This is a genomic window from Vibrio sp. 070316B, from assembly GCF_013114115.1.
GTDB classification, from domain to species: domain Bacteria; phylum Pseudomonadota; class Gammaproteobacteria; order Enterobacterales; family Vibrionaceae; genus Vibrio; species Vibrio chagasii_B.
On sequence record NZ_VTYC01000015.1, the window covers coordinates 48,761 to 75,116 of the forward strand.

The window sequence follows — 26,356 nt, forward strand, 5'->3', positions numbered from 1 at the left end:
GTCCACGACTTTATAATTGAAGTAACTGAGAACATGACAAAACACGATAAAGCGATAACTCTTGCTTTTACTGGCGCATCTGGTGCGCCTTACGGACTGCGCTTGCTTGAATGCTTGTTGGCAGCAGACTATCAGGTCTATCTGTTGATCTCGTCGGCAGCGCGAGTGGTGTTGGCTACTGAGCATGAGCTTAAGTTACCTGCTGGGCCAGATGCGGCAAAGCAAGCCTTGGTTAAGCACTTGGGCTGCGATCCAGAAAAGCTGGTGGTATGCGGCAAAGATGACTGGTTCTCTCCAGTTGCATCAGGTTCTGCAGCGCCGAAGCAGATGGTGGTCTGCCCATGTTCTGCGGGCAGTTTGGCATCCATTGCTCATGGGTTATCGGATAACCTGATTGAGCGCGCAGCAGATGTGGTGATGAAAGAGCGAGGCCAGCTGTTATTGGTGGTTCGTGAAACGCCATTCTCAACGCTACATCTAGAGAACATGCACAAGCTATCGACGATGGGTGTGACGGTCATGCCAGCCGCACCGGGTTTTTATCACCAACCTAAGTCAATAGAAGACCTGGTCGATTTCATGGTGGCGCGCATTCTGGACCATCTTGGTATTGAGCAAGGTTTAGTGCCTAGATGGGGCTACGATCAACGTAATTGATCCAAACTTGATAGCTTATTGTTAAAAATCGAATTACAATTCTGAACACTCATCGGGGAGCACACCATTCAAATAATGAATGCGAGCTGAGATCAAGCAGGTGCTTGGGACCCGTAAACCTGAACCAGATAATGCTGGCGTAGGAATTGAGTTAGGAACAACCTCTATCGTTCTCCTCCCTCAAACCTGTGCCGCTCAGACCATGGAGAGCGTCCAGTGAAATTCACATTAACTACCCTTGCTGTTACTACAGCGATCTCTTTTTCTGCCTTTGCTGCAGACGATACGTTAACCGTCTACACCTATGACTCTTTTGCTGCGGATTGGGGTCCTCGTCCTGTCGTAGAGAAAGCGTTTGAAGAAAAGTGTGGCTGTGATGTGAATTTTGTCGCGCTCGAAGATGGTGTCTCTATCTTGAACCGTTTACGCCTTGAAGGCGGCAACAGCAAAGCTGACATTGTATTGGGCCTAGACAATAACCTCATGGCTGAAGCGAAAGCGACTGGCTTACTGGCTGAGCATAATGTTGATACATCATCAGTAACACTGCCAAATGGTTGGGACGACAATACATTTGTCCCTTACGACTTTGGCTACTTCGCTTTTGTCTACAATACAGAGAAGCTAGCAAACCCACCGAAAAGTCTGAAAGAGTTGGTTGAGCAACGTGAAGACCTGAAGGTTATCTACCAAGATCCACGTACTTCAACACCGGGTCAAGGCATGATGCTTTGGATGAAATCGGTATACGGTGATGAAGCGACAGCGGCATGGAAGAAGCTAGCTCAGAAAACGGTGACGGTAACTAAAGGCTGGTCTGAAGCTTACTCTATGTTCCTAGAGGGCGAATCTGATTTAGTATTGTCTTACACCACTTCTCCGGCTTACCACATCATTGCGGAGAACGATTCTAAGTACGCAGCTGCGAACTTTGAAGAGGGACATTACACTCAAGTGGAAGTGGCAGCAAAGGTCAAAGGCAGTAAGAATGAAAAGCTTGCTGATGAGTTTATGGCGTTTATCCTAAGTGATAAATTCCAATCGGCGATGCCGACAGGCAACTGGATGTACCCAGTGACAGATGTTGAGCTACCTAAAGGTTTCGAACAACTGACGGTACCTCAGCAAGCGTTAAGCTTTAGCTCTGAAGAGATCGCCGAGAAGCGTAGGCCTTGGATTCGTGAATGGCAGAGTGCGCTTACTTTTTAATTTACTTTTAAAAGAATGAACGGCCTGTATTTAAAGCCATTCTTTATGTTTGGAATGGACTTTTTACGGTAATAATCAATTTATGATAAAGAAAACGCCTAAGGTCGGTATTTGGGTTGCGATACTCATTACCGCCTTCGTGGTTTCAGCAGTAGGGGCATTGCTTAGCAATGCCCCTTCTCTTGATATCAGCCAAGTATGGTCCGATCCCTACTATTGGCATGTAACGAAGTTCAGTTTTTATCAAGCGACACTCTCAACGGTGCTGAGTGTTGGCTTTGCTATACCTATTGCACACGCCCTGTGTCGCAGACAGTTTTTTGGGCGAGCACTACTGTTAAGGCTCTTTGCGTCGACCTTAGTTCTGCCTGTGTTGGTCGGTGTATTCGGTTTGTTAGCGATTTACGGCAACAGTGGGTGGTTAGCTAAATCCTTGGCGAACTTCGACATTGAGCTCCCATTCTCTATTTATGGCCTGAATGGTATTTTGTTGGCACACGTCTTCTTCAACCTGCCTTATGCTAGTCGCTTACTTCTGCAAGCGTTAGATACCGTGCCTGCAGAGCAGCACAAGTTGTGTGCGCATTTAGGCATGAGTCATTGGAATAAATTCAAATGGGTTGAATGGCCTCGCTTAAGACAACAGTTACCCCATGTATGTGGCTTAGTCTTCATGCTGTGCTTTACCAGCTTTGCAACTGTGATGGCGCTGGGCGGTGGGCCTAAGTCAACCACTATTGAGCTCGCTATTTATCAGGCGATTAAATTCGACTTTGATCTGCAAGCGGGGGCTTTGCTGGCGATATGGCAAATGCTGTTATGTGGCTTGTTAGCGGTGAGTATTCAGCGCCTATCTAAGCCTATCTCAGTGACGGCGAGTCAGCTGTCGGAAGAGAAGTATTTGGTTAAGGACAGCTGGTGGTCAAAAGCTTGGGATAGCTTTTGGATCATCATGGTATCAATACTCGTATTACCGCCACTGTTGATGGTGCTTGTTAGTGGTATTAACGCTCAAGCCTTGACAGTACTGAGCAGTGAGCCATTTTGGGCGGCGCTGATGACGTCGGTGAGAGTCGCTTTATTGGCGAGTGTTATTGCTGTTGGCATAGGTATCGCTATATTGCTCACGAGCCGAGCATGGCGCTTGCAAAATAAGACGATCAGAGCCGATAAAATCGAGCTGATCGGCACTATTATCTTGGTGACGCCGGGATTAGTGATCAGCACAGGTATCTTCTTATTGCTACGTTCATTTACCGATGTGTTCAGCTTGGCTTTCTTTATTGTGATTGCCGTAAATAGCCTAATGGCGCTGCCTTATGTGATTAAGACACTTGCCCAACCTATGTTGCATCTGTCTCAGCAATATCAATATGTGTGTGCCAGTTTAGGTATGACTGGCTTTACTCGCTTTAGGTTAGTGGAGTGGCGTGCATTGCGTAAACCGATGGCGCAGGCTTTCTCAATCAGTTTTATGTTGGCGATGGGCGATCTAAGCGCGATTGCCTTGTTTGGTAGCCAAGACTTTAGAACCTTGCCTTTGTATCTATTCCAATTGTTAGGTAGCTATCAAATGGAAGCGGCTGCTGTGGTGTCAGTGAGTTTGCTGTTACTGAGTGTTGGCAGCTTTAGCCTGATTGAATTTTTGTTTACTCGAAGCTCAAAGCTAAAGAGTTAAGGAACCTATGATGTTAGTGATGAAAGATGTGGATTACCACTACCACCAAGAGTTGTTTAGTTTTGATTTCCAAGCCGAGCAGGGTGATATTGTTGCTCTGATGGGGCCAAGTGGTGCGGGTAAATCAACGCTACTCGCATTGGTTGCTGGGTTTATTGAGCCAACATCGGGTGAGATTTCAGTGGCCGGCCAGTCGCTTATTGGCAAAGAAGCACATCAGCGACCTTTGGCAATGCTGTTTCAAGAACACAACCTATTTGCTCACCTCACGGTACGTGAAAATATTGGTTTAGGGTTGCATCCTGGGTTAAAGCTTACCGCAACCCAAAAGCAATCTGTGGAACAAGCCGCAGCGCAAGTTGGTGTTGCTGAGTATTTGGATCGATTGCCTGAGCACTTATCAGGCGGTCAACGCCAACGTGTCGCCTTAGCGCGTTGTTTTGTTCAGCCTCATGATATTTGGCTGCTTGATGAACCTTTCTCTGCGCTTGATCCTTTGCTGCGAGAAGAGATGCTTAGCTTAGTGAAGCGATTAGCGGCAGAGCGAAATATTACGGTTTTGATGGTGACGCACCATTTAGGTGATGCGCGTAGCATTGCGAATAAATTTGTGTTCGTTGCTTTGGGGAAGGTATTGGTTGAGGATTCAATTGAGGTACTCACTGTCGACCACCCTCAGCCAGAGCTCAGCTCGTTTGTTGGAGCTGGCGAGTAGTACTCAATGAACAACAGAATCAAAAAAGACCTAGCGTGTGCTAGGTCTTTTTATAGGGAGCTGATAACACGATGACGGATTAGTCGTCTTGTTTTAGCTCTTTCAGAATTTGGAAGATCTCACGGAAAGCCTTTGCTGGCTTGTTTGCTTTCTTCTCTTTGTTAGCTTGGCGAGCAAGTTGACGAAGACGTTGACGGTCTGCTTCAGGGTACATTTCCATGACTTCTGAAATAGCAGCATCACCTTCTTCAACGATACGGTCACGCAGTTGCTCAAGCTTGTGTAGCTCTGCTGTTGCTTGTGAGTGCTTGTTACGTACCTTGTCCAAAGCCGCTTGAATCGGCTCTGGGTCGATGTTACGCATGATCTTACCAATGTATTGAAGCTGGCGACGTTTTGCTTCGTTTTTAAAGCGCTGTGCGTCTTTAATCGCGAGTGCCAAATCTTCAGACAGAGGGAATTTCTCTAATACTGATGGCTTTAGGGTAACAAGTTCTTCCCCTAGTTTCTGTAGGGCTTCCATGTCCGTTTTCATTTCGGTTTTACTTACCCAGATGATTTCTTCTTCTGGTTCCCATGGAGCTTTTTGGTTTTTGCGAGCCATCTTTTCTGCCTATGTCACTATCTCAAACGAATATATTGCCTATTTTAGCAAGAATCTTGGGGAGAAAGCGAAATTCTTGTTATCCTACGTAATATTGACCTACAAAATTAGAATAGATATGGATGTAAAACAGCAAGTCGCCCAGCAAAGAGTTGATCTAGAAGCCGCAGTTGCAAAAGCGTTGGACATGGCCTCTGTGAGTGCCGACGCCGCTGAGGTCGCTATTACTAAGTCAACGGGTTTGAGTGTTTCAACACGCATGTGTGAAGTGGAAAACGTTGAATTTAATAGTGATGGTGCGCTAGGCATTACTGTTTATCGCGGCCAGAAAAAAGGCAGTGCATCTACATCTGATCTGAGTGAAAAAGCGATTGCTCAAACAGTCGCAGCTGCACTCGATATCGCTCAGTACACCTCGGAAGATCCGTTCGCTGGCCCTGCAGCAAAAGAATACATGGTGAAAGAGATTCCAGACTTGGACCTTTTTCACCCTGATGAACCAAACCCAGACTATGCCGCTGAGATTGCGATTGCTGCTGAGAAGCAAGCATTAGCTTATAGCGACAAGATCAAACAAAGTGATGGCGCGAGTTACGACAGCCACTATGGTGTTAAGGTCTATGGTAACAGCCACGGTTTGCTAGCAAGTTATGCATCTAGCCGTCATAGCACGAGCTGTTGCGTGATTGGTCAGGGTGCTAATGGTGAAATGGAACGTGACTACAGCTATACCGTTGCACGTCACCGTGATGAGCTAAGGACGCCTGAGCGCGTAGGTCAAGAAGCAGCAGAAAAGACCATTAGCCGCTTAGATGCTAAAAAGCTAGCAACAGGTCAATACCCGATCATGTTCGCCAATGATGTAGCGACTGGCCTTATTGGTCACCTAGTGATGGCGATCAGCGGTGGTAACCTGTATCGCAAAGCATCCTTCCTATTGGATCATCTAGGTCAGAAAATCTTGCCAGATTGGTTCAATATCTTTGAGCGCCCACATATCTTACGTGGCTTGGCGTCGAGCCCATTTGATAGTGAAGGGGTATTTACTCAAGATCGTGAAATCATCACTGACGGTGTTTTAGCCACTTATCTACTAACGAGTTACGCAGCACGTAAAATGGATATGACACCGACAGGTCATGCTGGTGGTATTCATAACTGGTTCGTTAAGTCGACAGGTCAAAACTTTGAGCAGATGCTGAAAGAGTTGGGTACTGGCTTCCTCGTAACTGAAGTGATGGGCCAAGGCGTAAATACTGTCACTGGCGATTATTCTCGTGGCGCTGCAGGTTTCTGGGTTGAGAATGGAGAAATCCAATACCCAGTATCGGAAGTGACGATCGCGGGTAACCTAAAAGACATGTTCAACCAGATCGTTGCAGTGGGTAACGACGTTGAAACACGCTCTCAAATTCAGACGGGTTCTATCCTGCTTGAGTCTATGAAAGTGGCAGGTGAGTAATTCACTTAACGCCAACTTGAAGAACTAAAAAAGGGAGCCGATGGCTCCCTTTTTGTATTCAGTGTTTCGCAGTTAAAGTGACTTATGACGACAACTTAGATAAGTATGGTCGCTAAGCCTAAGAACACCGATAGGCCAATAACATCAGTTACTGTTGTGAGCGCCATACCACCGGCTAGGGCTGGGTCGATATTCATCTTCTTCAGCATCACTGGAATGGTTACACCAGCGATACCTGCCACAATCAAGTTGGTCATCATTGCTGCTGAGATGATGCCTCCCAGTATCCAGTTGCCTTTCCAAGCTACCACAATACCACCAATGATAACGGCCCATAGAACGCCGTTGAGGAAGCCGATAGCTGCCTCTTTGAATAGTAGTTCGCGTTTGTTACTGTCACCGATGTGACCAAGTGCTAAACCACGAATCACTAGAGCAACGGTTTGGTTACCAGCAACACCACCCATCGACGGTACAATCGTCATCAGAACCGCAATCGCAGCCATTTGGTCGAGCGTTGCTTCAAACATGTTCGAAACAGATGCGGCAGCAAGCGCTGCTAGAACGTTAGCACCAAGCCATACGCTACGACGACGAGCCGATTTTACGACCGGTGCGAAGGTATCTTCGTCATCGTCCATACCTGCCATACTCATCATCGAGTGTTCGGCATCTTCACGGATAACATCAACCACGTCATCGATGGTGATACGACCAACGAGATGTTGGTTGCTATCGACAACCGGTGCTGAAACCCAGTTACGACGCTCAAATAAGCTCGCGATATCCGACGCGCTGGTCTCTACTGAGATGGCTTCATCTGCATCGTCCATCACTTCTGAAACGGCGATATCAGGCTGAGTCGTAATCAGTGTCGTCAGTGACAAGTTACCAATAAGGCGCTCTTCTTCATCAATGACATACAGAGCATCGGTTGCATCAGGCAGTTCGCCACGCATACGTAAATAACGCAATACAACATCGACATCGACATCACCACGAATCGTGATTACGTCGGTATTCATGATCGCACCGGCAGAATCTTCTGGGTACGACAGGGCGGTTTCAACTAGTGCACGATCGGCGGAGTCCATTTGAGAAAGGACTTCGCGAGATACATCGTCGGGCAGGCTTCGAAGTACGTACGCGACGTCATCGGTCTCCATGCCTTCGGTTGCTTCGGCCAAGGTCTCTGGTGCCATTTTTGACACAAGAGCATCTTTGACGTCTTCGTTTAGTTCATCAAGAATTTCACCGTAGTCTTCTGGATCGGTGAGTTGCCAGAGTACGTCACGACTTTTGCGAGGGGAGGCTTCTAAAAGGTGTGCAATATCCTCAGGTTCCATGTCCTGAAGTTGTCGGCGTACGTGAACAAATCGGCCGTTTTCTAGGGCTTCGCTGACTTCTTGGAGGGTTTGGTGAGCTTGGTCGAATTCTAATTGCTCTGCCATATTTTCCTCCTATCTCATTATTCTTACAATGCTTGGAATAGTAACTTAATTCTAGGGCTTATTTAAATCATAAACTTAGGTAGAACTAAGATTTAATATAGGTTGGTTCACCGTTTGAGTTTGCGGTGTTGTGAGTAAAGCGTCTTGGCTACTCACCCTCATCAAATTTATCTTCGATAAGGTGGCAAACGGCATCAAGTGCTTGTTGTGAATCAGTACCCGAAGCTTGAATCGTGATGTGTTGGCCTTGGGCTGACTCCAGCATCAATAGTCCCATTACGCTGTCTGCGGTGGCACTTTTATCTTCTTCACTATGAATTGTGATAGTGGCATCAAAGCTTTGTGCAAGCTCAACCAACTTTACGGCCGCTCTAGCGTGAAGACCCAAACGGTTTTGGATCAGTACAGTTCGAGTTAATTCCATGGTTAGCCCTGTTGATGCTTCTCTAAAGAGGCATGTCTGATTTGAACTTGATGACCAAGTTGTTCGAAGTATTCGCCAATTTTCTGCGTTAGATACACCGAGCGGTGCTTACCACCAGTACAACCAATGGCTACCGTTAGGTAACTGCGATTGTTTTTCTCTAACATTGGTAGCCACTGCTCAACAAAGCCTTGAATCTGTTGTTTGAGTTCAATCACTTCTTGATGCTGCTCTAGGAAGGAGTGAATCGGAGCATCAAGGCCTGTCATTGGTCGTAAGTCAGGTTCCCAGTGAGGGTTTGGCAAGAAGCGAACATCAAACACGTAGTCGGCATCGCTTGGCAGACCAAATTTAAAGCCGAAAGATTGAAAGACAATGATTAGTTCTTGCTTCTCTTTGCCTTCGACTTTAAAGCGCACTTTTTCACTCAACTCGTAGAGGTTGCAGTCACTGCTATCAATCACAATGCTGGCTTGCTCTGCTAGAGGGCTGAGAAGTGTCTTTTCTAAATCAATAGCCTGCTCCAGAGAAAGTTTCTCTTGGCCAATTGATAAAGGGTGGATTCTGCGGGTTTCGCTGTAGCGCTTAAGGAGTGTCTGCTTGCTGGCATCGAGGAACAATACATCAACATCGATGTTTGTAGCTAACTCGAGTTGCTCGAGCGTGTCGGTGACTAACTGAGGCTCTTTCGGTAGGTTACGTATATCAATACTTACCGCAACGTTTTGGTTGCTTTCGCGTACCGATTCGACAAAGTTGTTGAGCAGGTTTACTGGTAGATTATCGACACAGTAATACCCCAAGTCTTCTAGGACTCGTAACGCAACACTTTTACCGGCCCCTGATTGGCCACTAACCACGATTAATCGCATGTTATTGCTCGCAAGTTGGCACTTGAATCATGATGTCGTAAAGCTCTTGATCGCTCTGAGCATTACGCAGCTGTTTAAGAGTCTGCTTGTCGTTTAGTCGTTCTGCCATACAAGAAAGGGTTTTTAGATGCTCTTTGCACTGTTCGCTAGGAACAAGCAAGGCAAATAGTAGGTCGACAGGACGGTTATCAATCGCATCAAATTCGATCGGATCTTGGCATTGCAGCAATACAGCGATGGCTTTATCACTGACATTCATACGAGCGTGAGGAATGGCGATACCATTACCAATACCGGTACTGCCCATCTTCTCGCGGCTCAACATGCACTCAAATAGCTCTGTTGAATCTTGACCACAGCTCTCTGCTGCGATTTGACTGATGAGCTCAAGGGCTCTTTTTTTGCTTGTGCATTGGACTGCACTTTTGGTGCAGTCCAATGAAAGTACTTCGCTTAATTGCATGTTAGTGACTACTTAGCTTTTCTTTGTGCTTGTTGAGTTGGCGGACGAGTTTATCAACCAATGAATCAATCGCAGCATACATGCTTTCATCTGTTGCTGTTGCATGAATCTCACCTTGATTTACATGAAGGGTCGCTTCTGCAATTTGATTGATTTTCTCAACTTTTAATACAACCTGAACACTATTGATATGATCAAAGAAGCGCTCAAGTTTGTCGAATTTGGTGTGAACATAGTCTTGCATTGAATCGGTAAGATCAACGTGATGGCCTTGAATATTGATTTGCATAGACTTTCCTTTTCAGTTGGTGCCTGATAATAGCTATTAAGCAAAAAGCTATTAAATTAGCTTATAGCAGGCGTTTACGCTGACTCGATGGGGCAATGCCCAGAGACTCACGGTATTTCGCTATCGTACGTCTAGCTACCTGAATTCCTTGGTCAGCCAGTAAAGCAGCTATCTTGCTATCACTGAGAGGCTTAGCGGTATTTTCTGCCGCAACAAGCTTCTTAATGAGTGCTCGAATTGCTGTCGATGAACATTCGCCGCCATTGTCAGTACTGACATGGCTCGAGAAAAAGTATTTCAGTTCGAAGATGCCACGAGGTGTATGCATGAACTTTTGAGTCGTCACACGAGAGATCGTGGATTCGTGCATATCAACGGCTAAAGCAACATCGTTGAGTACCATTGGCTTCATCGCTTCTTCGCCATGTTCGAAGAAATCGCGCTGATGTTCAACAATGCATCGCGCAACTTTGAGTAGCGTCTCATTTCGGCTTTCTAAGCTTTTGATTAACCATTTCGCCTCTTGCAAGTTTGAGCGAATGTATTGGTTATCAGCGCTATTGCCTTTACTGCCTAAGTCGGCATATTGCTGATTGACTTTCAGCTTTGGCACACTGTCCGGGTTAATGGTCACTAACCATTTACCTAGGTCTTTAAATACCGACACATCAGGAACCACATATTCGGTTTCGTCTGGCGTAATCTTGCTGCCAGGTCGTGGGTCCAGTTGTTGAATGAGCTGCAGAACCTCACGTAGCTCTGCTTCCTTCAACTTAGTTTCTTTGATCACGAGTTTGTAATCACGGTTACCGAGTTGGTCAATATGGCTAGTAAGCACTAACTTAGCTTCTTCAAGCCAAGGTGTGTCTTGTGGGAAAGTCGCCAGTTGTAGCAGTAAGCAATCTTGAAGATTTAGTGAACCAACACCCAATGGGTCAAACTGTTGGATTCTTTTGCGCACAGCTTCGATTTCATCAAGCTCTACGTCTTCACTGTCGAAGTTTTCAAGGATGTCTTCACAAGATACGGTGAGATAGCCATAGTCATCGATGGCATCGATTAGCGCGAATGCAATGCTTCGGTCTGTTTCTGTGAATGGTGTGAGGTCGAGTTGCCAAAGTAGGTAATCGTGCAGGCTTTGGGTGGTTTCACCTTGATATACAGGCATGTCGTCATCGATAGCAATACCAGTGTTACCTGTATTTGCGCTGTAGACATCTTCCCAAGTTGTGTCGATCTCGAGCTCGTTACCAATCTCTGATTTTTCGATTAAGTCTGAGCTGTCAGGTAAGTCTTGCTCTGCGGCTTCAACTGTTTCTTTCTCGTCACTGCTAGGCTTTTCTTCCGATGATGGCGTTTCTTCATTGCCTTCTTCGACATCGAGTAGTGGGTTAGATTCAAGTGCTTCTTGGATCTCTTGTTGCAAATCTAAAGTAGACAACTGCAACAAACGAATCGCTTGCTGCAATTGAGGAGTCATTGCTAACTGTTGGCCTAGCTTAAGTTGTAATGAGGGTTTCATTCAGTGTTACTTACCTAGTTATTATTCTTAGAACTCTCGATACTCTCTATATAATCATAGACGGAATTGTTCGCCTAGATAAACTTGTTTAACTTGTTCGTTATTGAGAACATCTTCAGGAGTACCCTCTGCGATCAGGTGTCCTTGGCTCACGATGTAGGCCTTTTCACACACGTCTAATGTTTCACGAACGTTGTGGTCGGTAATCAAAACCCCCAAACCGCGATCGCGCAGGTGTTCGATGATTTTCTTGATATCGATAACCGAGATCGGGTCAACACCAGCAAACGGTTCGTCTAGCAAGATAAACTGAGGGTTTGCTGCAAGGGCGCGAGCGATTTCAACACGACGACGTTCACCACCCGATAGGGCCATACCATTACTGTGACGGATATGTTGGATGTGGAACTCTTCTAGAAGGTCTTCTAGCTTATCCTGACGCTGCTCATTGGTCATCTCATCACGGGTCTGTAACACCGCCATGATGTTGTTCTCTACAGACAGCTTGCGGAAGATAGACGCTTCTTGAGGCAAGTAACCAATACCAAGTCGCGAACGGCTATGCATTGGTAAGATACTGATATCTCGGTCATCAATGCTGATGGTACCTTCGTCACGTGCAACTAAGCCTACAATCATGTAGAAAGAAGTCGTTTTACCGGCACCATTAGGACCAAGCAAGCCGACAATCTGGCCTGACTCAACCTGCAGGCTTACGTCAGTCACTACTTTACGTTTGCTGTATGTTTTCGCTAGGTTTTGTGCTTTTAGAACGGCCATGGCTACTTATTCACTTCCGTTGGTTGTAAAACCGTTGATACTCGTTTGTTCTCACCACTGTCAGCGACTAGCTTCTGAGAGCCAATCTGGTAAGTGATTTTAGAGCCTCGGATGATACTGCCATCTTGAGATAGCATCGCATTCTTGGTCATGATCAGTTTGTCAGCAACAAGCTGGTAATGTAGGTCGTCAGCTTCACCGTAGAGCGTCTTTCCATCATCAGTCAGTTGAGAGAAGGTCGCCGGTTTACCGAAGCCTTGAATCTCTTCAATCTCACCATTTACGGCGTTGCGGGTAACAATCACTTTATCGGCATTGATATTGATGCTGCCTTGTTTCAGGTTTACATCACCGATGAAGGTTACTTGGTTACTTTTCATATCCAATTGCTGGCTGTCTGAGTCAATGTAGACAGGTTGCTCGCTATCCGAAGATAGGGCGTAGACATTTGGTGCCGCAAGAGTCAAAGCGAATAAACTAAGGTGTAAGAGTTTCATATCTACCTTGAACAGAATTAAAGAGAGTCGCATTGTTGGTACCGAAGTTACCTTTTATTGCTTGACCCTCATTTTCAAAAAATGTACCGATCATATGGACCGGAGTATCTGAATAAAAATCTCGGCTTTTCAGCTCAATCACCATTTTTTCAGTGGTCATTGTATCGAAGCTTGCCCCTGGCAGTAGATTCTTTGCCACAACGTTGTCATAAAAAGTGACAACCTGATTTTCATCCATAATCGCGCGATCAGCGGTGACTTGCCATTCAATCGTATGTCCTTCACGGAATACCGAGAGGACAGGGTTTTGAAAGTGCGTGTCGCCAACCACCGAGAAGTGTTCTAAATACGTCGATTCAACTTGGTAGCTGCGAATGCCTGATTCATCGTAACTGATGTTGTTTAGGCTGTTGCCGCTAAAAGCAGGTAGCTCCAAATTCGGAGCCACTTGTATCGTCGATGTTTGCTCTTTGTCGAACAAGTAGTAGGTCGACCAAGAGGCAATAAATATTAGTATTAAATAGATAATACGAGTAAAACTCATATGCTTAAACCTTTATGCACGTCGAGTTCATTTCTTGCTTGTAAAATAAGGTCGCAGACTTCACGTACTGCACCGTGACCACCGTTGATGGTTGTCACATAGTTTGCTCGCTGTGCAAGTAGCGGGTGACCATCTGCTACACAAACTTTCAAGCCAACTTTTTCCATTACCGGCCAGTCGATCAGATCATCGCCGATGTAACCAGTGTTCTCAGGATTAACAGAAAGCTTATCGCAAATGTCTTGGTAAGCCTTAACTTTATCGTCTTGGCCTTGATAAATAAGTTTGATACCGAGAGCCGTCATTCGATTTTCAACAATCTGAGATTTACGGCCTGTGATGATTGCGATTTCAATGCCCGCGTTCATCAGTGATTTGATGCCGTAGCCGTCACGAGTGTGAAAGGTTTTCAGCTCTTCACCATTGTTGCCCATGTAGATACGACCATCAGAGAATACGCCGTCTACATCGCAAATTAGGAGTTTGATGTCTTTTGCGATAGCAAATACATCTGAGTCAACAGTGCCGTAGAGAGTTTCGACTGTCTGTGTCATTACATTACTCCAGCTTTCAATAAATCATGCATGTTTAGAGCACCAACTAGTTTGCCATCTTGGCATAGCATCAAGCCATTGATGCTTTTAGCTTGCATTAAGTTTAAACCCTCAACCGCAAGCATGTTCGGATCGGCAACGGTAGGGTTTAGCGTCATCACATCGCCAATTTGAGTGCTATGAATATCAACGCGTTTATCTAAGATACGACGTAAATCACCATCGGTAAAAATACCGGCCATTTGACCATCTTGATCAACGATGGCTGTCATGCCCAAGCCTTTCTGAGATATCTCTAGTAAAGCATCTCTTACTAAAGCATCAGGTGCAACGACAGGGAGTGCATCGCCTGTGTGCATGATGTCGTCTAGTTTCAATAGTAGCTGACGACCTAAAGCGCCACCTGGGTGAGATAGGGCAAAGTCTTGAGCCGTGAAGCCTCGAGCTTGTAAAAGTGCAACGGCTAATGCATCACCCATTACTAGGGTAGCAGTGGTGCTGGTTGTTGGGGCTAAACCTAGCGGACACGCTTCTTCCGGCACCGAAATTTGTAAATGGATATCAGACAAGGTCGCCATATTCGATGCAGGCTTACCTGTCATGCTGATGATCTTGATGTTCAAACGCTTCAACACAGGAAACAAGCTAAGAATTTCACCTGATTCACCTGAGTTCGATATTGCAATCACGATATCACCCGGTTCGATCATGCCTAAGTCACCGTGTGCCGCTTCACCTGGGTGAACGAAGAAAGCTGATGTCCCCGTACTTGCTAGCGTTGCTGCGATTTTGTTGCCGATATGGCCGGATTTACCCATGCCCATCACAACCACTTTACCCTTGTTGTTTAGGATTAAGTCGCAAGCTTTGCAAAAATCATCATTAAAATATTGGTCCAATTGAGTGAGACCTGCAACTTCGGTTTCCAAAACTTGTTTGGCAACACTGCGATAATCAAATGGCTGAGACATCAAATACTCCAAGTACGGAAAGTTAAGTCAACAATTAAGCCGACATGTTCATTAGTAGGTAGCTTTGGTAAGCCACAAACGTCACGATTAACACGCCACCTTCAATACGATTCACACTGCGTGATTTACCTAGCGCCATCACAACAAGTAGCAGAGATACACCTAGCATGACCCAGAAGTCACGACCCATCGCAAATTCGCTCAAGATAGAAGGGTTTAGGATGCCTGGAATACCCATAACAGCCAGAATATTGAATACGTTTGAGCCAATGATGTTACCCACGGCCATATCGTCTTCGCCTTTCATTACACCAGCAAGTGATGCAGCAAGCTCAGGTAGGCTGGTACCAACGGCAATAATGGTTAAACCGATAACAAGGTCGCTCATGCCGAAGAACTTAGCGATGATCACGGCATTATCAACCAGCATATCAGCGGCTAAAGGAAGAATGATAAGACCAATTACTACCCACATTGCAGCTTTCGGGTTACTAACACCCTCTGGAATCTCTGATTCTTGTTCATCAAGAAACGCATCGCCGTTCTTTTTCTCACTGCGGCTGATTTGCAGCATGGCAAACAAAAACGCACCGAACAGAACAAATAGCAATACGCCTTCGTAGAAACCTAAGTGGTTATCCCAAAGCAGTGCGCCAGCTAGTAAAGTGACACCAATCATGAGTGGTAGTTCACGGCGAATCACAGCGGAGCTGATTGATAGCGGCTTGATAAGCGCAGTGATACCTAAAATTAGCGCAATGTTGGCAATGTTTGAGCCTAAAACATTTCCGACCGCAGTATCTGTTTTGCCATCAAGTGCAGCGGTTGCAGAAACCATCATTTCTGGAGCTGAAGAGCCCATTGCAAGAATCGTCATACCGATAACTAATGGTGAGATACCGAAGTTGCGAGCAAGAGCTGCGGCGCCGTAAACCAGCTTATCTGCACTCCACACCAAAAAACCTAGACCGATAATAAGAAACGCAATCGCTTCAAGCATGATGATTCCTAAAAAATTAATAAAAAACGGAGAATTAACCGCTAATTTTGACCTGTTGGTAGATAAAAGGGAAGTCACTCAGCAAATTAATTACCACTTAGCGACTGAGAAAGAGATCTGAAAAGATAATTTTCTAATGCTTTCAAATCCCTGCATAGATTCCTGTTTAATATGAATTAATTGAACAGTGCTTTTAATTCTAAAGTAGACTCATTATTATTGCAGCCATAATTGGCGTTTTTTAAAGCAAGGAAACTACAAGAGTATGTCGAATACTGAACTTGTAAAAGTTAAGAACCTTAGCTTCTCACGCGGTGATCGCGTTATTTTTGACGACATCAGTTTAGAGGTCCCTCAAGGCAAGATTACTGCCATCATGGGGCCATCAGGGATCGGTAAAACAACTTTACTGCGTTTGATTGGTGGACAATTGCCTCCAGATAACGGTGAAGTTTGGTTTGATGGCGACAATATCCCAACTCTATCTCGTCGAAAGCTTTATCAAGCACGTAAAAAAATGAGCATGCTTTTTCAATCGGGTGCACTTTTTACGGATCTCAATGTGTTTGATAATGTGGCGTTTCCACTGCGTGAGCACACTGAACTTAACGAAAAATTCATTCGTACCATCGTGTTACTTAAGCTTGAGGCTGTAGGGTTACGTGGTGCAGCGCAGTTAATGCCAAGTGAGTTGTCTGGCGGAATGGCAAGGCGTGCCGCATTGGCGCGTGCTATCGCGCTGGATCCTGAACTTATCATGTACGATGAGCCCTTTGTCGGCCAAGATCCAATTACAATGGGTGTGTTGGTTGAGCTTATTCGTAACCTCAATCAAGCCTTGGGCTTAACCTCGATTGTTGTTTCTCACGATGTTCCAGAAGTAATGAGTATCGCGGATTGGGTTTACCTACTCGCAGATGGCAAAATCATTGCTGCTGGGTCACCGGAAGAGTTGTACAACAATGACGACCCGAGAGTGCAGCAATTTTTGCAAGGCGAAGCTGATGGCCCTGTGCCATTTAGGTTCCCAGCGCAAAGTCTTGAAAAGGATTTGTTTTAATATGATTGCTAAAACTATTGCAGGTGTCGGTAAGCGAACACTTGCGATCTGTGAGTCATTTGGTCGAGCAAGCCTGATGTTATTCGGGGCTTTGTTTGGCATCCCGCGACTAAAAAACTTCCCTTTATTAGTTAAACAACTTTATAGCGTTGGCGTTCAGTCATTGGCTATTATTTTAGTTTCGGGCTTGTTCATTGGCATGGTATTAAGCCTGCAAGGTTATGTCGTGTTAATTGACTACGGCGCTGAGGGCAACCTTGGCCAAATGGTCGCACTTTCATTGTTACGTGAACTTGGCCCTGTGGTTACTGCATTGCTGTTTGCTGGTCGTGCTGGTTCAGCACTGACGGCTGAAATCGGTTTGATGAAAGCAACGGAGCAGATCTCCAGTTTAGAAATGATGGCGGTAGATCCTCTAAAGCGCATTATTGCACCACGCTTGTGGGCTGGGCTTATCTCTATGCCTCTACTGGCGATGATCTTTATGGCGGTCGGTATTTGGGGCGGCCAGTTAGTCGGTGTTGATTGGAAAGGCATTGATCACGGCAGCTTTTGGTCAGCGATGCAGTCTTCTGTTGAGTTAGGTCGAGATATCGGTAACAGCATGATCAAATGCATGGTGTTTGCCATCACCGTAACTTGGATCGCTCTTTTCAATGGTTATGATGCGGTACCGACCTCTGAAGGTATTAGTCAAGCAACCACACGTACAGTAGTACACTCTTCTCTAGCGGTATTAGGGCTAGATTTTGTTCTTACCGCATTGATGTTTGGGAATTAATCATGCAACAAACTCGAAAGTTAGAATTATGGGTCGGCACCTTTGTTATAGCCGGAATTTGCGCAATCTTAATCATGATCTTTCAAGTCGCTGACGTAAAAGGGCTGGGTTCAAACCATACTTACAATCTGAAAGCGACCTTTGACAACATTGGTAGCCTAAAAGTTCGTTCTCCAGTGAAGGTTGGTGGCGTAGTTGTTGGTCGTGTGAAAAGCATTGAGCTTGATACCGAAAGCTATCTGCCTGTGGTTGAAATGTCGATTGATGCGAAGTACTCACAGTTTCCTGATACCTCTAGTGCTCAAATCTTAACGTCAGGTTTAATCGGTGAGCAGTACATCAGTTTAGTTCCAGGCTTCATTTTTGACGATGAAGAGATGTTGGTTGATGGTGATTCGATTGAAGACACTAAATCGGCATTGGTACTCGAAGATTTGATTGGCCAAGTGCTCTATAGCGTTGGCGGCTCTGATGACAATAACGCTGAGGAATAAGATGATGTTGAAAACGATGAAACACTTGAAAATAGGTTTTTTCGCTGTAATGGCCTTGTTGGTTTCAACTCAAGCTTTTGCGGATGCAACTATTGATAAAACGCAGCCTTACCAAATGATGACGCAAGTCGCTGAGGTGGCATTTGAGCGTTTGAAGAGCGAACAAGACAATATCCACAAAGATCCAGAATTACTCAAGGTGATCGTGGAAGAAGAGTTGATGCCTTATGTGAATGCTCAATATGCAGCACTTAAGCTGCTTGGGCCAAACTTGAAAGGCGCAGATAGAAAAGATGTGCGTGTATTTATCGACTCATTCCGTAAATACTTGGTTTCTTCTTACGCGCAAGTGCTGACTCAATACACAGATCAGACAATTGAATTTGGTCCTGAGCCAAAAATCAAAGCAGACAGTCGTATTACCAGCATCAAGGTCGATATCATCGATTCACCACGACCTAACATCAAACTTGAATTTAAGCTTCGCAAAGACAAAAAGTCTGGCGAGTGGAAAGCATTTGATATGGTTGCGGAGGGGATCAGCCTGCTGTCGAGTAAGCAATCAGAGTGGAATACTAAGATTCGTCAAGACGGTATCTTAGCGGTTGCTGACGAGCTAGAAAAACTGGCTGCACAACCGATTCGCTTTGAGAGTAATAAATAATGAGCCAATCTCAATGGCAAGCGCTAAGCTCTAAAGAGTATCAGCTTATCGGAGATATTGACCGAGACAGTGTTCCTGCAATCTGGCGTATATTGGAAAAGTGGCAAACAACGGAATCGAGCGTTGAAATTGACCTTCGCCATATAAATCGAGTCGATTCAGCAGGAATGGTGATGCTAATTCACTTATTAGAGCATGCAAAAAATCAAAACTGTCATATAATGCTCAGTTTCGTGCCAGAACAATTACGAACGTTGTTCCAATTGAGCAATATCCAGCCAATGATGGCAGAACACATAAAAAATTAGGCAGGAGCTATTTGTGGACAGCACAAAAGTACAAGAATTATTAGCAGAGGCACTGAACCTTCAAGAAATTATCGTGAAGGGTGAAGGCAGTCATTACGAAGTTGTTGCGGTTGATCCATGTTTTGACGGCATGAATCGAGTTAAGAAGCAGCAACTAATCTACGGCCCACTAATGGAATACATTCAACGCAATGACATCCATGCTCTTTCTATCAAGGCATTTACGCCGGAAGAGTGGGAACGTGATAAGAAACTGATGTCACTTTAAGGTTTATGATGGAAAAGTTTCGAGTTATTGGATCAGACAAGCCGTTAAGCGGTGAAGTGACGATCTCTGGCGCAAAGAACGCTGCGCTACCAATCCTATTTGCTTCAATTCTTGCTGAAGAGCCAGTGGAAGTAAGTAACGTTCCTCATCTACGTGACATCGATACTACGATGGAACTGCTAAAGCGTTTAGGCGCGAAAGTATCACGTAACGGAAGCGTTCATGTTGATGGCAGCGAAATTAATGAATTTTGTGCGCCTTACGATTTAGTAAAAACAATGCGTGCTTCTATCTGGGCTTTAGGTCCTCTCGTTGCTCGTTTTGGTGAAGGCCAAGTGTCACTTCCTGGCGGTTGTGCAATTGGTGCTCGCCCTGTTGATCTGCATATCCATGGCCTAGAGCAACTAGGTGCAACCATTACATTGGAAGATGGTTATGTGAAAGCAAGTGTTGATGGCCGTTTGAAAGGCGCGCACATCGTGATGGATAAAGTAAGCGTAGGCGCTACGATCACTATCATGTGTGCAGCAACACTCGCAGAAGGTAAAACGGTATTAGATAACTCAGCGCGTGAGCCTGAGATTGTTGATACGGCTGATTTCCTTAACAAACTGGGTGCTAAGATTTCTGGCGCAGGTACAGATACGATTACTATCGAGGGCGTTGAGCGTCTAGGTGGTGGTCAACACTCTGTGGTTGCAGACCGTATTGAAACGGGTACTTTCCTTGTTGCTGCAGCGGTTTCTGGCGGTAAAGTCGTTTGTCGTAACACTAACGCTCATCTTCTTGAAGCTGCCTTAGCGAAGCTTGAAGAAGCGGGTGCGAAGGTTGAAACGGGCGAAGACTGGATCAGTCTTGATATGACAGGTCGTGAGCTTAAAGCGGTGAAAATCGTAACGGCACCACACCCTGGTTTCCCAACCGACATGCAAGCTCAGTTTACTCTGCTTAACATGATGGCGAAAGGTAGCGGTGTGATCACTGAAACCATCTTCGAAAACCGTTTCATGCATATTCCTGAACTTCAGCGAATGGGTGCAAAAGCGGAGATTGAAGGTAATACAGCTATCTGTGGTGAAACCGAGCAGTTGAGCGGCGCTCAAGTAATGGCAACGGATCTTCGTGCATCAGCGAGCCTTGTTATTGCTGGTTGTATCGCACAAGGCGAAACCATCGTTGACCGTATCTATCACATCGATCGTGGCTACGATAAGATTGAAGATAAGCTTTCAGCGCTGGGCGCAAACATTACCCGATTTCGTGACTCAAACTAACTTAGGTTAGTAAATTCATGAATCAGTAAAATGAAAACACAAAAAGTCGGAACCTTGGTTTCGGCTTTTTTATAGTTGTATTTACCGCAAGTGAACCTGTTTGCTTATTATAAAGTGAATAGGTGGGTAAGCTTTGCGGTTGTGAGGAACAAAATGATAGCAATATTACGTATTTTCGCATTGGCGATATTTGCGATTCTTATGTTTGTATTCGGCTGTGGCTATTGTCTACTTAGCCCACGTAACCCAAAGCACGTATTTACCTTTGGTCGTTACTTCGGTCGTATGTCGAAAGTGTTTGGTATCAAGCTAGAGCTGCGTATCCCTGAAGATGCTTACTCTCGTGGTCAACATGTTTATGTTGCGAACCATCAGAATAACTGGGACCTGTTCACGGTATCATCGGCTGTGACGCCTAAAGTGGTAACTGTTGGTAAGAAAAGTCTAGCGTGGATGCCTCTGTTTGGTCAGCTTTACTGGTTGACGGGTAATATTCTAATCGACCGTGCAAACCGCAGCAAAGCGGTTGGTACGATTGATCAAGTGGTCGATAATCTGAAAGGCAGCGATGTTTCGGTATGGATGTTCCCTGAAGGAACGCGTTCAAGAGGCCGTGGTCTGTTGCCATTTAAAACTGGCGCTTTCCATGCGGCAATTGGCGCAGGCTTACCTATTATACCTATCGTATGTAGCTCTACAGGTGGCGTTAAGCTAAACCGTTGGAACAATGGTCATGTGATTGTGGAAATGCTAGCCCCAATTAATACCGAAGGTTACGACAAGTCGAATGTTCGTGAATTAGCAAACCTAACTCGTGAACAGATGGCGGCTAAGTTGGAAGAGCTAGACAAAGAAGTGGTTGAGCTTAATAAGAAGTAGCTTAAACGCAGAAAACAAATAATAAAAAAGGTTGCCCAGTTGGCAACCTTTTTTGTATCTAATCAGTGCTTAGCTCTGCATTAAGCCACTGACTAAATAGAGTGGAACCTATTTGCGAACTGCAATAGCTTCGATCTCGATACCAACATCTTTTGGTAGACGAGCTACTTCAACACATGAACGTGCAGGGTAGTTTGCAACGCCGTGCTCATCAAAGAATTTACCGTAAACTTCGTTTACTGTGCCGAAGTCGTTTAGGTCTTTAACGAATACAGTTAGCTTAACGATGTCTTTTACAGTCAGGCCAGAAGCTTCTACAACCGCTTTCACGTTGTCTAGAGATTGGCGTGCTTGCTCTGCGATATCAGCAGATACTTCACCAGTTGCTGGGTTTACTGGGATTTGACCAGAAGTCAGTACCATGTTGCCAAGGTCAACGCCTTGTACGTATGGGCCGATTGCAGCTGGAGCCGATTCTGTGTGAAGTACTTTAGTCATTGGTTTATTCCATCAGTTATTAGATAAAAATCGTTTTTCAGTGTGCCTACAAACCGTGGCTAGGTAAAGCGCAAAATACCCCGCACGGGCGAGGTATTTCATAGTTTTTACATTAATCACGTGCTACGCGAAGCTTATCTTTCTGTCACGATCTCGCGAGAGAAGACTTTTTCGCAGTACTTACATTTCAGGCGAATATCTTCATTCTTCTCAAAGATCTTAAAGCTGCTCTCAACCGGCTCGTTGTGAGTAATGCAGTTGGTGTTTGGACACTCAAACACATCGTTGATTTGCTCAGGTAGTTCAAGCGCTAGCTTCTTAACCACTTCGTAATCTTCGATTTGGTTTACCGTTGCGTGAGGTGCGTACAGTGCTAACTTGTTTGCTTGCTCTTCGGTGATAAACACATTCTCAATTTTAAGTAAGTCTTTACCGCCAAGTGCTGAAGAAGGCAGGTTTAAACCAATAGTGACACGCTGATGAGAGTTGTGCATATCAAACAGTTTTAGCACCTTGATCCCGATGTTTGCTGGGATGTGGTCGATAACGGTACCGTTCTTGATTGCTTCAACTTTTAATTGAGTCTCTTTAGACATGATATCTCTCCTCTACAGCGTTTCGTTAAGAACAAGGGCTAGTAATGCTTCACGCGCGTAAACACCATTTTCAGCTTGCTGGAAGTAGTAAGCGTAAGGTGTTTTATCGACATCGACAGTGATTTCATCAACGCGAGGAAGCGGGTGCAGTACCTTCAAGTTATCACGTGCATTTTCTAATAGAGCAGCCGTTAGGATGTAGGCTGACTTGATGTGTGCGTATTCCGACTCATCAAAGCGTTCTTTCTGTACGCGAGTCATGTATAGAACATCCAGCTCAGGAATCACATCTTCCATGTCGGTCAGGAGTTGGTATTTGATGCCAGCTTCGTCAAGCTCTTCACAGATGTAATCAGGCATAGCCAATGCTTCTGGCGCTACAAAGTAGAAACAGATGTTATCGAACTTAGCCAGTGCTTGAGTCAGAGAGTGAACCGTACGGCCGTATTTAAGGTCACCAACGAACGCGACATTAAGGTTGTCTAGGCGGCCTTGTGTCTCAGCGATAGAGAATAGATCAAGCAGGGTTTGTGTTGGGTGTTGGTTAGCACCATCACCAGCGTTGATTACTGGTACACCGTTAGAGAACTCAGACGCTAGGCGCGCTGCACCTTCTTGAGGGTGACGCATTACGTACGCATCAACGTATGAAGAGATAACCTGTACTGAGTCTGCTAGCGTTTCGCCTTTTTTCGCCAGTGAGGTGTTACCGCCGCTGTCGAAACCAATCACATCACCACCGATGCGTTGAATCGCAGTTTCAAAAGAGAGACGAGTTCGCGTTGAAGGTTCGAAGAAGCAGCTAGCCACAACTTTGTTCTTGATAAGTTCTGGGTTTGGTTCTGCTTTAAGCTGACCAGCCGTTTGAACAATTAATTCTAGCTCTTCACGAGAAAGCTCTGGAATTGAGATGATGTGCTTTTGATAGAGCGAATTCGCCATGATCTTCTTCCCCACAATAATGTATTGGCCACAAAAAAGCCCCCCATAATGGGAGGCTTTAAAAAAGTGCTGAAAAGCAGAATAGACCGCCTGGCAAGCATGCTAGCTTACGAGCAATATTAGGTGTTTTCACAATTTTATTATGTGTGATCACAATATTGGTTGGCGTCATTTTCACTACTCTCAGACAAATTGCCGAGAATTATACGCTTTCAATTTGTGAGCGCAAGCGATTACATCAAGCTTTTGTTTACTTTCACTATTCTCAATTAACCGAGTGTTGCGACCATGACAGCTTTGATGGTGTGCATGCGATTCTCCGCTTCATCAAACACGATAGAGTAGTCAGATTCAAACACTTCATCCGTCACTTCCAAACCGTTCATGCCATATTTGTCAGCCACCTGCTGACCGATGACGGTCTCATTATTGTGGAAAGCGGGTAAGCAGTGCATGAATTTCACTTGAGGGTTGCCCGTTAGCTTAATCACATCCATATTCACTTGATATGGTTTCATCACTGCCACACGTTCGTCCCAAGCTTCTGGCGCTTCGCCCATCGATACCCAAACATCGGTGTAGAGGTAGTCACAGCCTTTTACGCCTTCAGCAACGTCTTCAGTCAGCGTGATTCTAGCGCCGGTACCTTGCGCGATAGCTTGGCACTCTTCGACAAGCTGCTCTTCTGGCCAGAAAGCTTTTGGCGCGACAAGGCGAATATCCATGCCCATCTTGGCAGCCCCTACTAATAGAGAGTTACCCATATTGTTACGAGCATCACCTAGGTAAGCAAAGCTGATTTGATGTAGCTGTTTACCGCGACCATGTTCGATCATGGTCAGGAAGTCAGCCAAGATCTGAGTTGGGTGAAATTCATCAGTAAGGCCATTCCACACTGGAACACCAGCATAAGCGCCAAGGTCTTCGACGATGCTCTGACCAAAGCCACGGTACTCGATGCCATCGTACATACGGCCTAATACGCGTGCTGTATCTTTCATTGATTCTTTTTGACCGATCTGAGAGCCCGAAGGACCCAAGTAAGACACTTGAGCGCCTTGATCAAAAGCGGCGACTTCAAACGCACATCGCGTTCGCGTTGATGCCTTTTCAAAGATCAAAGCGATGTTTTTACCAATAAGCTTCTTTTGTTCAGTACCTGCATACTTAGCTTTTTTTAGATCAGCAGACAGATCGAGTAAAAACTGAATCTCTTTAGGAGTAAAGTCTAGTAGTTTTAGAAAGTTACGATTGCGAAGATTAAAGGCCATCTCTCGCTCCTTGCGTATATAGAATCAATGAAGAACCCAGTTAAACATAAAAATGCTATATTTGTGAATATTTATTTTTTTAAATTAATAAAAAAGGCCAGTACAATGGTACTGGCCTAGATGAGTTATGTATTTTTACTCTATTGAGTTATCAGCTTAGATACCGTCTCTTTCGATAGGGCAGCTCATACAACGAGCGCCACCACGGCCACGACCCAGTTCATTACCTGGAATCGTTAGAACTTCGATACCTGCCTTGTCGTACTTCTCGTTGGTGTAAACATTACGTTCGTAACCGATAACCGTGCCCGGTTTCACTGTCAGTACGTTGTTGGCGTCATTCCACTGCTCACGTTCAGCTTCGTAGTTGTCACCACCTGTAGTGATGATCTTAAGCTGATCAAGACCTAGCGCACCTTCAATCGCTGACAGGTAGTTTTCCGCTTTCTCTACGCGCATCTCACCATTCTCTTTTGGTGTTAGGCGCCATGTGTCTAAATCTTTACGAACGATTTCTGGATACACAGAGAAGGTATCGATATCCATGTGTGTCATTACCGTATCAAGGTGCATACATGAACGGTGCTTTGGTAGATCGATAGCGATCACTTCGGTTGCTTGCCCTGACTTAAATAGGCTCGCCGCTAAGTTCTCAACGCCTTGTGGTTTGGTACGCTCAGAGATACCGATAAGTACCGCGCCTTTACCAATAACCAGTACATCGCCGCCTTCAATGTTGGCGTTGTCGTAATGAAGGTCCTCATCACCAAAGTACTTAATGAAGTCTTGTCCTGCAAACACAGGGTGCCAGCGATAGATAGCGCGTAGATGGTTTGTCTCACGTTGACGTGCTGGCTTCATCATTGGGTTTAGCGACACACCGCCATAAACCCAACACGAAGTATCGCGTGTAAATAGGTGGTTAGGCAATGGCTCGATAACGAAATCAAGTGGGCGATGCATTTTAGGAAGCATCGATGATGATTTGATAGGAAGCTCTGAATACGCCAAGCCACCCAGTAAGATTGTCGCTAGATGCTCATTATCCATTTGAGCAAGATAGTTTCTTAAGTCACGAGCAAAGGTAGGCCCATAACGGAAATCTGAGATTTGAGTGTTTAGCAGCCATTCGCGTGCTTGAGGTACGGCAAGCGTCTCTACCAATAAATCGTGCAGTAGCAGTACTTCTACGTCTTGATTACGTAGAGTCTCTGCAAAGGCATCGTGTTCTTCACCAGCAGCTTCCACAGCCAATACGTCATCAAATAGAAGGTCATGACAGTTAGAAGGGGTGAGGTGGGTGAGTGCTCTTTCAGGTCGATTTAGGAGAACTCGTCTTAATTGACCGACTTCGGAGCCAACGTACAGCTTACTCATTTTGCATCCTTACTTTTAATCCAGCGTCTATTTATGACAAGCTTGATCGTAATATGCAAGTTTTAGGGTTTGTGTAAAAATGAAGTATTTTTGAAATTATCCAAACTAAAAACCATTTTTTGTTGGAAATTAGGTGTTAAATTCCAATTGAGTGCGTTTAGCATGGAACAACATTTTTGAGGATCTATGCTCAATCTGCGCTCTGTCTGAAATCTACTTTGCTTATTATTAGTGATTTTTTATTCACTATTA

At 45.1% G+C, this 26,356-nt stretch carries 31 protein-coding genes and 1 riboswitch; of the genes, 13 read left to right on the forward strand and 18 right to left on the reverse strand.

The genetic code is table 11. The features are described 5' to 3' along the window. The first annotated feature begins 33 nt into the window (after positions 1–33). The 4 genes from F0251_RS13060 (at position 34) to thiQ (ending at position 4,259) form a co-directional block, all read left to right on the forward strand. Positions 34–657, forward strand: a complete 624-nt coding sequence (locus tag F0251_RS13060) for a flavin prenyltransferase UbiX (protein WP_171731126.1) — start codon at positions 34–36, stop codon at positions 655–657. 43 nt (positions 658–700) lie between these two features. Further along, positions 701–820, forward strand: a riboswitch (TPP riboswitch). Between the two features lie 53 nt (positions 821–873). Further along, the gene (gene thiB / locus F0251_RS13065; protein WP_171731127.1) at positions 874–1,866 is read left to right on the forward strand and encodes a thiamine ABC transporter substrate binding subunit; all 993 of its coding nucleotides are present in this window, start codon (positions 874–876) and stop codon (positions 1,864–1,866) included. An 82-nt stretch (positions 1,867–1,948) separates the two neighbouring features. Next, complete coding sequence (gene thiP / locus F0251_RS13070) at positions 1,949–3,544, forward strand: thiamine/thiamine pyrophosphate ABC transporter permease ThiP (RefSeq protein ID WP_171731128.1); 1,596 nt, start codon at positions 1,949–1,951, stop codon at positions 3,542–3,544. A gap of 10 nt (positions 3,545–3,554) precedes the next feature. After that, on the forward strand, positions 3,555–4,259 hold the full coding sequence (gene thiQ / locus F0251_RS13075) for a thiamine ABC transporter ATP-binding protein (RefSeq protein WP_061033907.1): 705 nt from the start codon (positions 3,555–3,557) through the stop codon (positions 4,257–4,259). A gap of 79 nt (positions 4,260–4,338) precedes the next feature. Here thiQ and yjgA read toward each other — a convergent pair whose 3' ends face one another. Then, entirely contained in the window at positions 4,339–4,863 is a 525-nt protein-coding gene (gene yjgA, locus F0251_RS13080) for a ribosome biogenesis factor YjgA (RefSeq protein ID WP_008220444.1), read from the reverse strand. 118 nt (positions 4,864–4,981) lie between these two features. Between yjgA and pmbA the strand changes: the two genes are divergently transcribed. Then, positions 4,982–6,325, forward strand: a complete 1,344-nt coding sequence (gene pmbA / locus F0251_RS13085; protein WP_171731129.1) for a metalloprotease PmbA — start codon at positions 4,982–4,984, stop codon at positions 6,323–6,325. 95 nt (positions 6,326–6,420) lie between these two features. On the opposite strand, the gene mgtE is transcribed toward pmbA, so the two are convergent. The 12 genes from mgtE to F0251_RS13145 form a co-directional block, all read right to left on the reverse strand. Continuing rightward, a complete protein-coding gene (gene mgtE / locus F0251_RS13090) occupies positions 6,421–7,776 on the reverse strand; it encodes a magnesium transporter (protein WP_004738711.1) in 1,356 nt (451 codons plus the stop codon). Positions 7,777–7,924: 148 nt separating this feature from the next. Beyond that, positions 7,925–8,200 carry an HPr family phosphocarrier protein gene (locus F0251_RS13095; protein WP_008220439.1) on the reverse strand — a complete coding sequence of 92 codons (276 nt, stop codon included), beginning with the start codon at positions 8,198–8,200 and terminating at the stop codon, positions 7,925–7,927. Between the two features lie 2 nt (positions 8,201–8,202). Further along, positions 8,203–9,072, reverse strand: a complete 870-nt coding sequence (gene rapZ / locus F0251_RS13100) for an RNase adapter RapZ (protein WP_102424948.1) — start codon at positions 9,070–9,072, stop codon at positions 8,203–8,205. Position 9,073: 1 nt separating this feature from the next. Beyond that, complete coding sequence (gene ptsN / locus F0251_RS13105) at positions 9,074–9,535, reverse strand: PTS IIA-like nitrogen regulatory protein PtsN (RefSeq protein ID WP_004738707.1); 462 nt, start codon at positions 9,533–9,535, stop codon at positions 9,074–9,076. A 1-nt stretch (position 9,536) separates the two neighbouring features. Beyond that, entirely contained in the window at positions 9,537–9,824 is a 288-nt protein-coding gene (gene hpf, locus F0251_RS13110; protein ID WP_008220435.1) for a ribosome hibernation promoting factor, read from the reverse strand. A gap of 61 nt (positions 9,825–9,885) precedes the next feature. Next, the gene (locus F0251_RS13115) at positions 9,886–11,346 is read right to left on the reverse strand and encodes an RNA polymerase factor sigma-54 (protein ID WP_105025877.1); all 1,461 of its coding nucleotides are present in this window, start codon (positions 11,344–11,346) and stop codon (positions 9,886–9,888) included. A gap of 54 nt (positions 11,347–11,400) precedes the next feature. Beyond that, on the reverse strand, positions 11,401–12,126 hold the full coding sequence (gene lptB / locus F0251_RS13120) for an LPS export ABC transporter ATP-binding protein (protein ID WP_004738702.1): 726 nt from the start codon (positions 12,124–12,126) through the stop codon (positions 11,401–11,403). A 2-nt stretch (positions 12,127–12,128) separates the two neighbouring features. Next, complete coding sequence (gene lptA, locus F0251_RS13125) at positions 12,129–12,623, reverse strand: lipopolysaccharide transport periplasmic protein LptA (RefSeq protein WP_004738701.1); 495 nt, start codon at positions 12,621–12,623, stop codon at positions 12,129–12,131. Further along, on the reverse strand, positions 12,604–13,167 hold the full coding sequence (gene lptC / locus F0251_RS13130; RefSeq protein ID WP_008220430.1) for an LPS export ABC transporter periplasmic protein LptC: 564 nt from the start codon (positions 13,165–13,167) through the stop codon (positions 12,604–12,606). The genes lptA and lptC overlap by 20 nt, the downstream gene beginning before the upstream one ends. Next, on the reverse strand, positions 13,164–13,721 hold the full coding sequence (gene kdsC, locus F0251_RS13135) for a 3-deoxy-manno-octulosonate-8-phosphatase KdsC (RefSeq protein ID WP_061033902.1): 558 nt from the start codon (positions 13,719–13,721) through the stop codon (positions 13,164–13,166). The genes lptC and kdsC overlap by 4 nt, the downstream gene beginning before the upstream one ends. Beyond that, positions 13,721–14,692: an arabinose-5-phosphate isomerase KdsD gene (kdsD, locus tag F0251_RS13140; RefSeq protein ID WP_008220426.1), complete on the reverse strand. Its 972-nt coding sequence runs from the start codon at positions 14,690–14,692 to the stop codon at positions 13,721–13,723. Before kdsD ends, kdsC begins: the two co-directional genes overlap by 1 nt. Before the next feature lie 34 nt (positions 14,693–14,726). Continuing rightward, positions 14,727–15,692 carry a calcium/sodium antiporter gene (locus F0251_RS13145; RefSeq protein ID WP_008220425.1) on the reverse strand — a complete coding sequence of 322 codons (966 nt, stop codon included), beginning with the start codon at positions 15,690–15,692 and terminating at the stop codon, positions 14,727–14,729. A 265-nt stretch (positions 15,693–15,957) separates the two neighbouring features. On the opposite strand from F0251_RS13145, the gene mlaF reads away from it, so the two are divergent. From mlaF to F0251_RS13185, 8 genes are all read left to right on the forward strand, one after another. Further along, positions 15,958–16,752: a phospholipid ABC transporter ATP-binding protein MlaF gene (mlaF, locus tag F0251_RS13150; protein ID WP_008220421.1), complete on the forward strand. Its 795-nt coding sequence runs from the start codon at positions 15,958–15,960 to the stop codon at positions 16,750–16,752. A 1-nt stretch (position 16,753) separates the two neighbouring features. After that, positions 16,754–17,533, forward strand: a complete 780-nt coding sequence (gene mlaE, locus F0251_RS13155; protein WP_008220420.1) for a lipid asymmetry maintenance ABC transporter permease subunit MlaE — start codon at positions 16,754–16,756, stop codon at positions 17,531–17,533. A gap of 2 nt (positions 17,534–17,535) precedes the next feature. Further along, positions 17,536–18,027, forward strand: a complete 492-nt coding sequence (mlaD, locus tag F0251_RS13160) for an outer membrane lipid asymmetry maintenance protein MlaD (protein WP_061033901.1) — start codon at positions 17,536–17,538, stop codon at positions 18,025–18,027. Between the two features lie 49 nt (positions 18,028–18,076). After that, positions 18,077–18,691: a phospholipid-binding protein MlaC gene (locus F0251_RS13165; RefSeq protein WP_116872052.1), complete on the forward strand. Its 615-nt coding sequence runs from the start codon at positions 18,077–18,079 to the stop codon at positions 18,689–18,691. Beyond that, the gene (locus F0251_RS13170) at positions 18,691–18,999 is read left to right on the forward strand and encodes a lipid asymmetry maintenance protein MlaB (RefSeq protein WP_061033900.1); all 309 of its coding nucleotides are present in this window, start codon (positions 18,691–18,693) and stop codon (positions 18,997–18,999) included. Before F0251_RS13165 ends, F0251_RS13170 begins: the two co-directional genes overlap by 1 nt. A 13-nt stretch (positions 19,000–19,012) precedes the next feature. Then, entirely contained in the window at positions 19,013–19,267 is a 255-nt protein-coding gene (gene ibaG, locus F0251_RS13175; protein ID WP_004738686.1) for a BolA family iron metabolism protein IbaG, read from the forward strand. Positions 19,268–19,275: 8 nt separating this feature from the next. After that, positions 19,276–20,541, forward strand: a complete 1,266-nt coding sequence (gene murA / locus F0251_RS13180) for a UDP-N-acetylglucosamine 1-carboxyvinyltransferase (protein WP_008220410.1) — start codon at positions 19,276–19,278, stop codon at positions 20,539–20,541. A gap of 153 nt (positions 20,542–20,694) precedes the next feature. Continuing rightward, entirely contained in the window at positions 20,695–21,420 is a 726-nt protein-coding gene (locus F0251_RS13185; RefSeq protein WP_171731130.1) for a 1-acylglycerol-3-phosphate O-acyltransferase, read from the forward strand. A 108-nt stretch (positions 21,421–21,528) separates the two neighbouring features. Here F0251_RS13185 and F0251_RS13190 read toward each other — a convergent pair whose 3' ends face one another. The 5 genes from F0251_RS13190 to arcA all read right to left on the reverse strand — a co-directional run bounded on the left by F0251_RS13190 (position 21,529) and on the right by arcA (position 26,104). Then, positions 21,529–21,918 (reverse strand): RidA family protein, encoded by a 390-nt coding sequence (locus F0251_RS13190; protein ID WP_004738682.1) that lies wholly within the window; start codon positions 21,916–21,918, stop codon positions 21,529–21,531. Between the two features lie 134 nt (positions 21,919–22,052). Then, complete coding sequence (pyrI, locus tag F0251_RS13195) at positions 22,053–22,514, reverse strand: aspartate carbamoyltransferase regulatory subunit (RefSeq protein WP_004738681.1); 462 nt, start codon at positions 22,512–22,514, stop codon at positions 22,053–22,055. A 12-nt stretch (positions 22,515–22,526) separates the two neighbouring features. After that, entirely contained in the window at positions 22,527–23,456 is a 930-nt protein-coding gene (gene pyrB / locus F0251_RS13200; RefSeq protein ID WP_004738679.1) for an aspartate carbamoyltransferase, read from the reverse strand. A gap of 269 nt (positions 23,457–23,725) precedes the next feature. Beyond that, on the reverse strand, positions 23,726–24,727 hold the full coding sequence (locus F0251_RS13205) for an ornithine carbamoyltransferase (protein WP_061033898.1): 1,002 nt from the start codon (positions 24,725–24,727) through the stop codon (positions 23,726–23,728). 156 nt (positions 24,728–24,883) lie between these two features. Beyond that, complete coding sequence (gene arcA / locus F0251_RS13210) at positions 24,884–26,104, reverse strand: arginine deiminase (protein ID WP_004738676.1); 1,221 nt, start codon at positions 26,102–26,104, stop codon at positions 24,884–24,886. Positions 26,105–26,356: the final 252 nt, after the last annotated feature.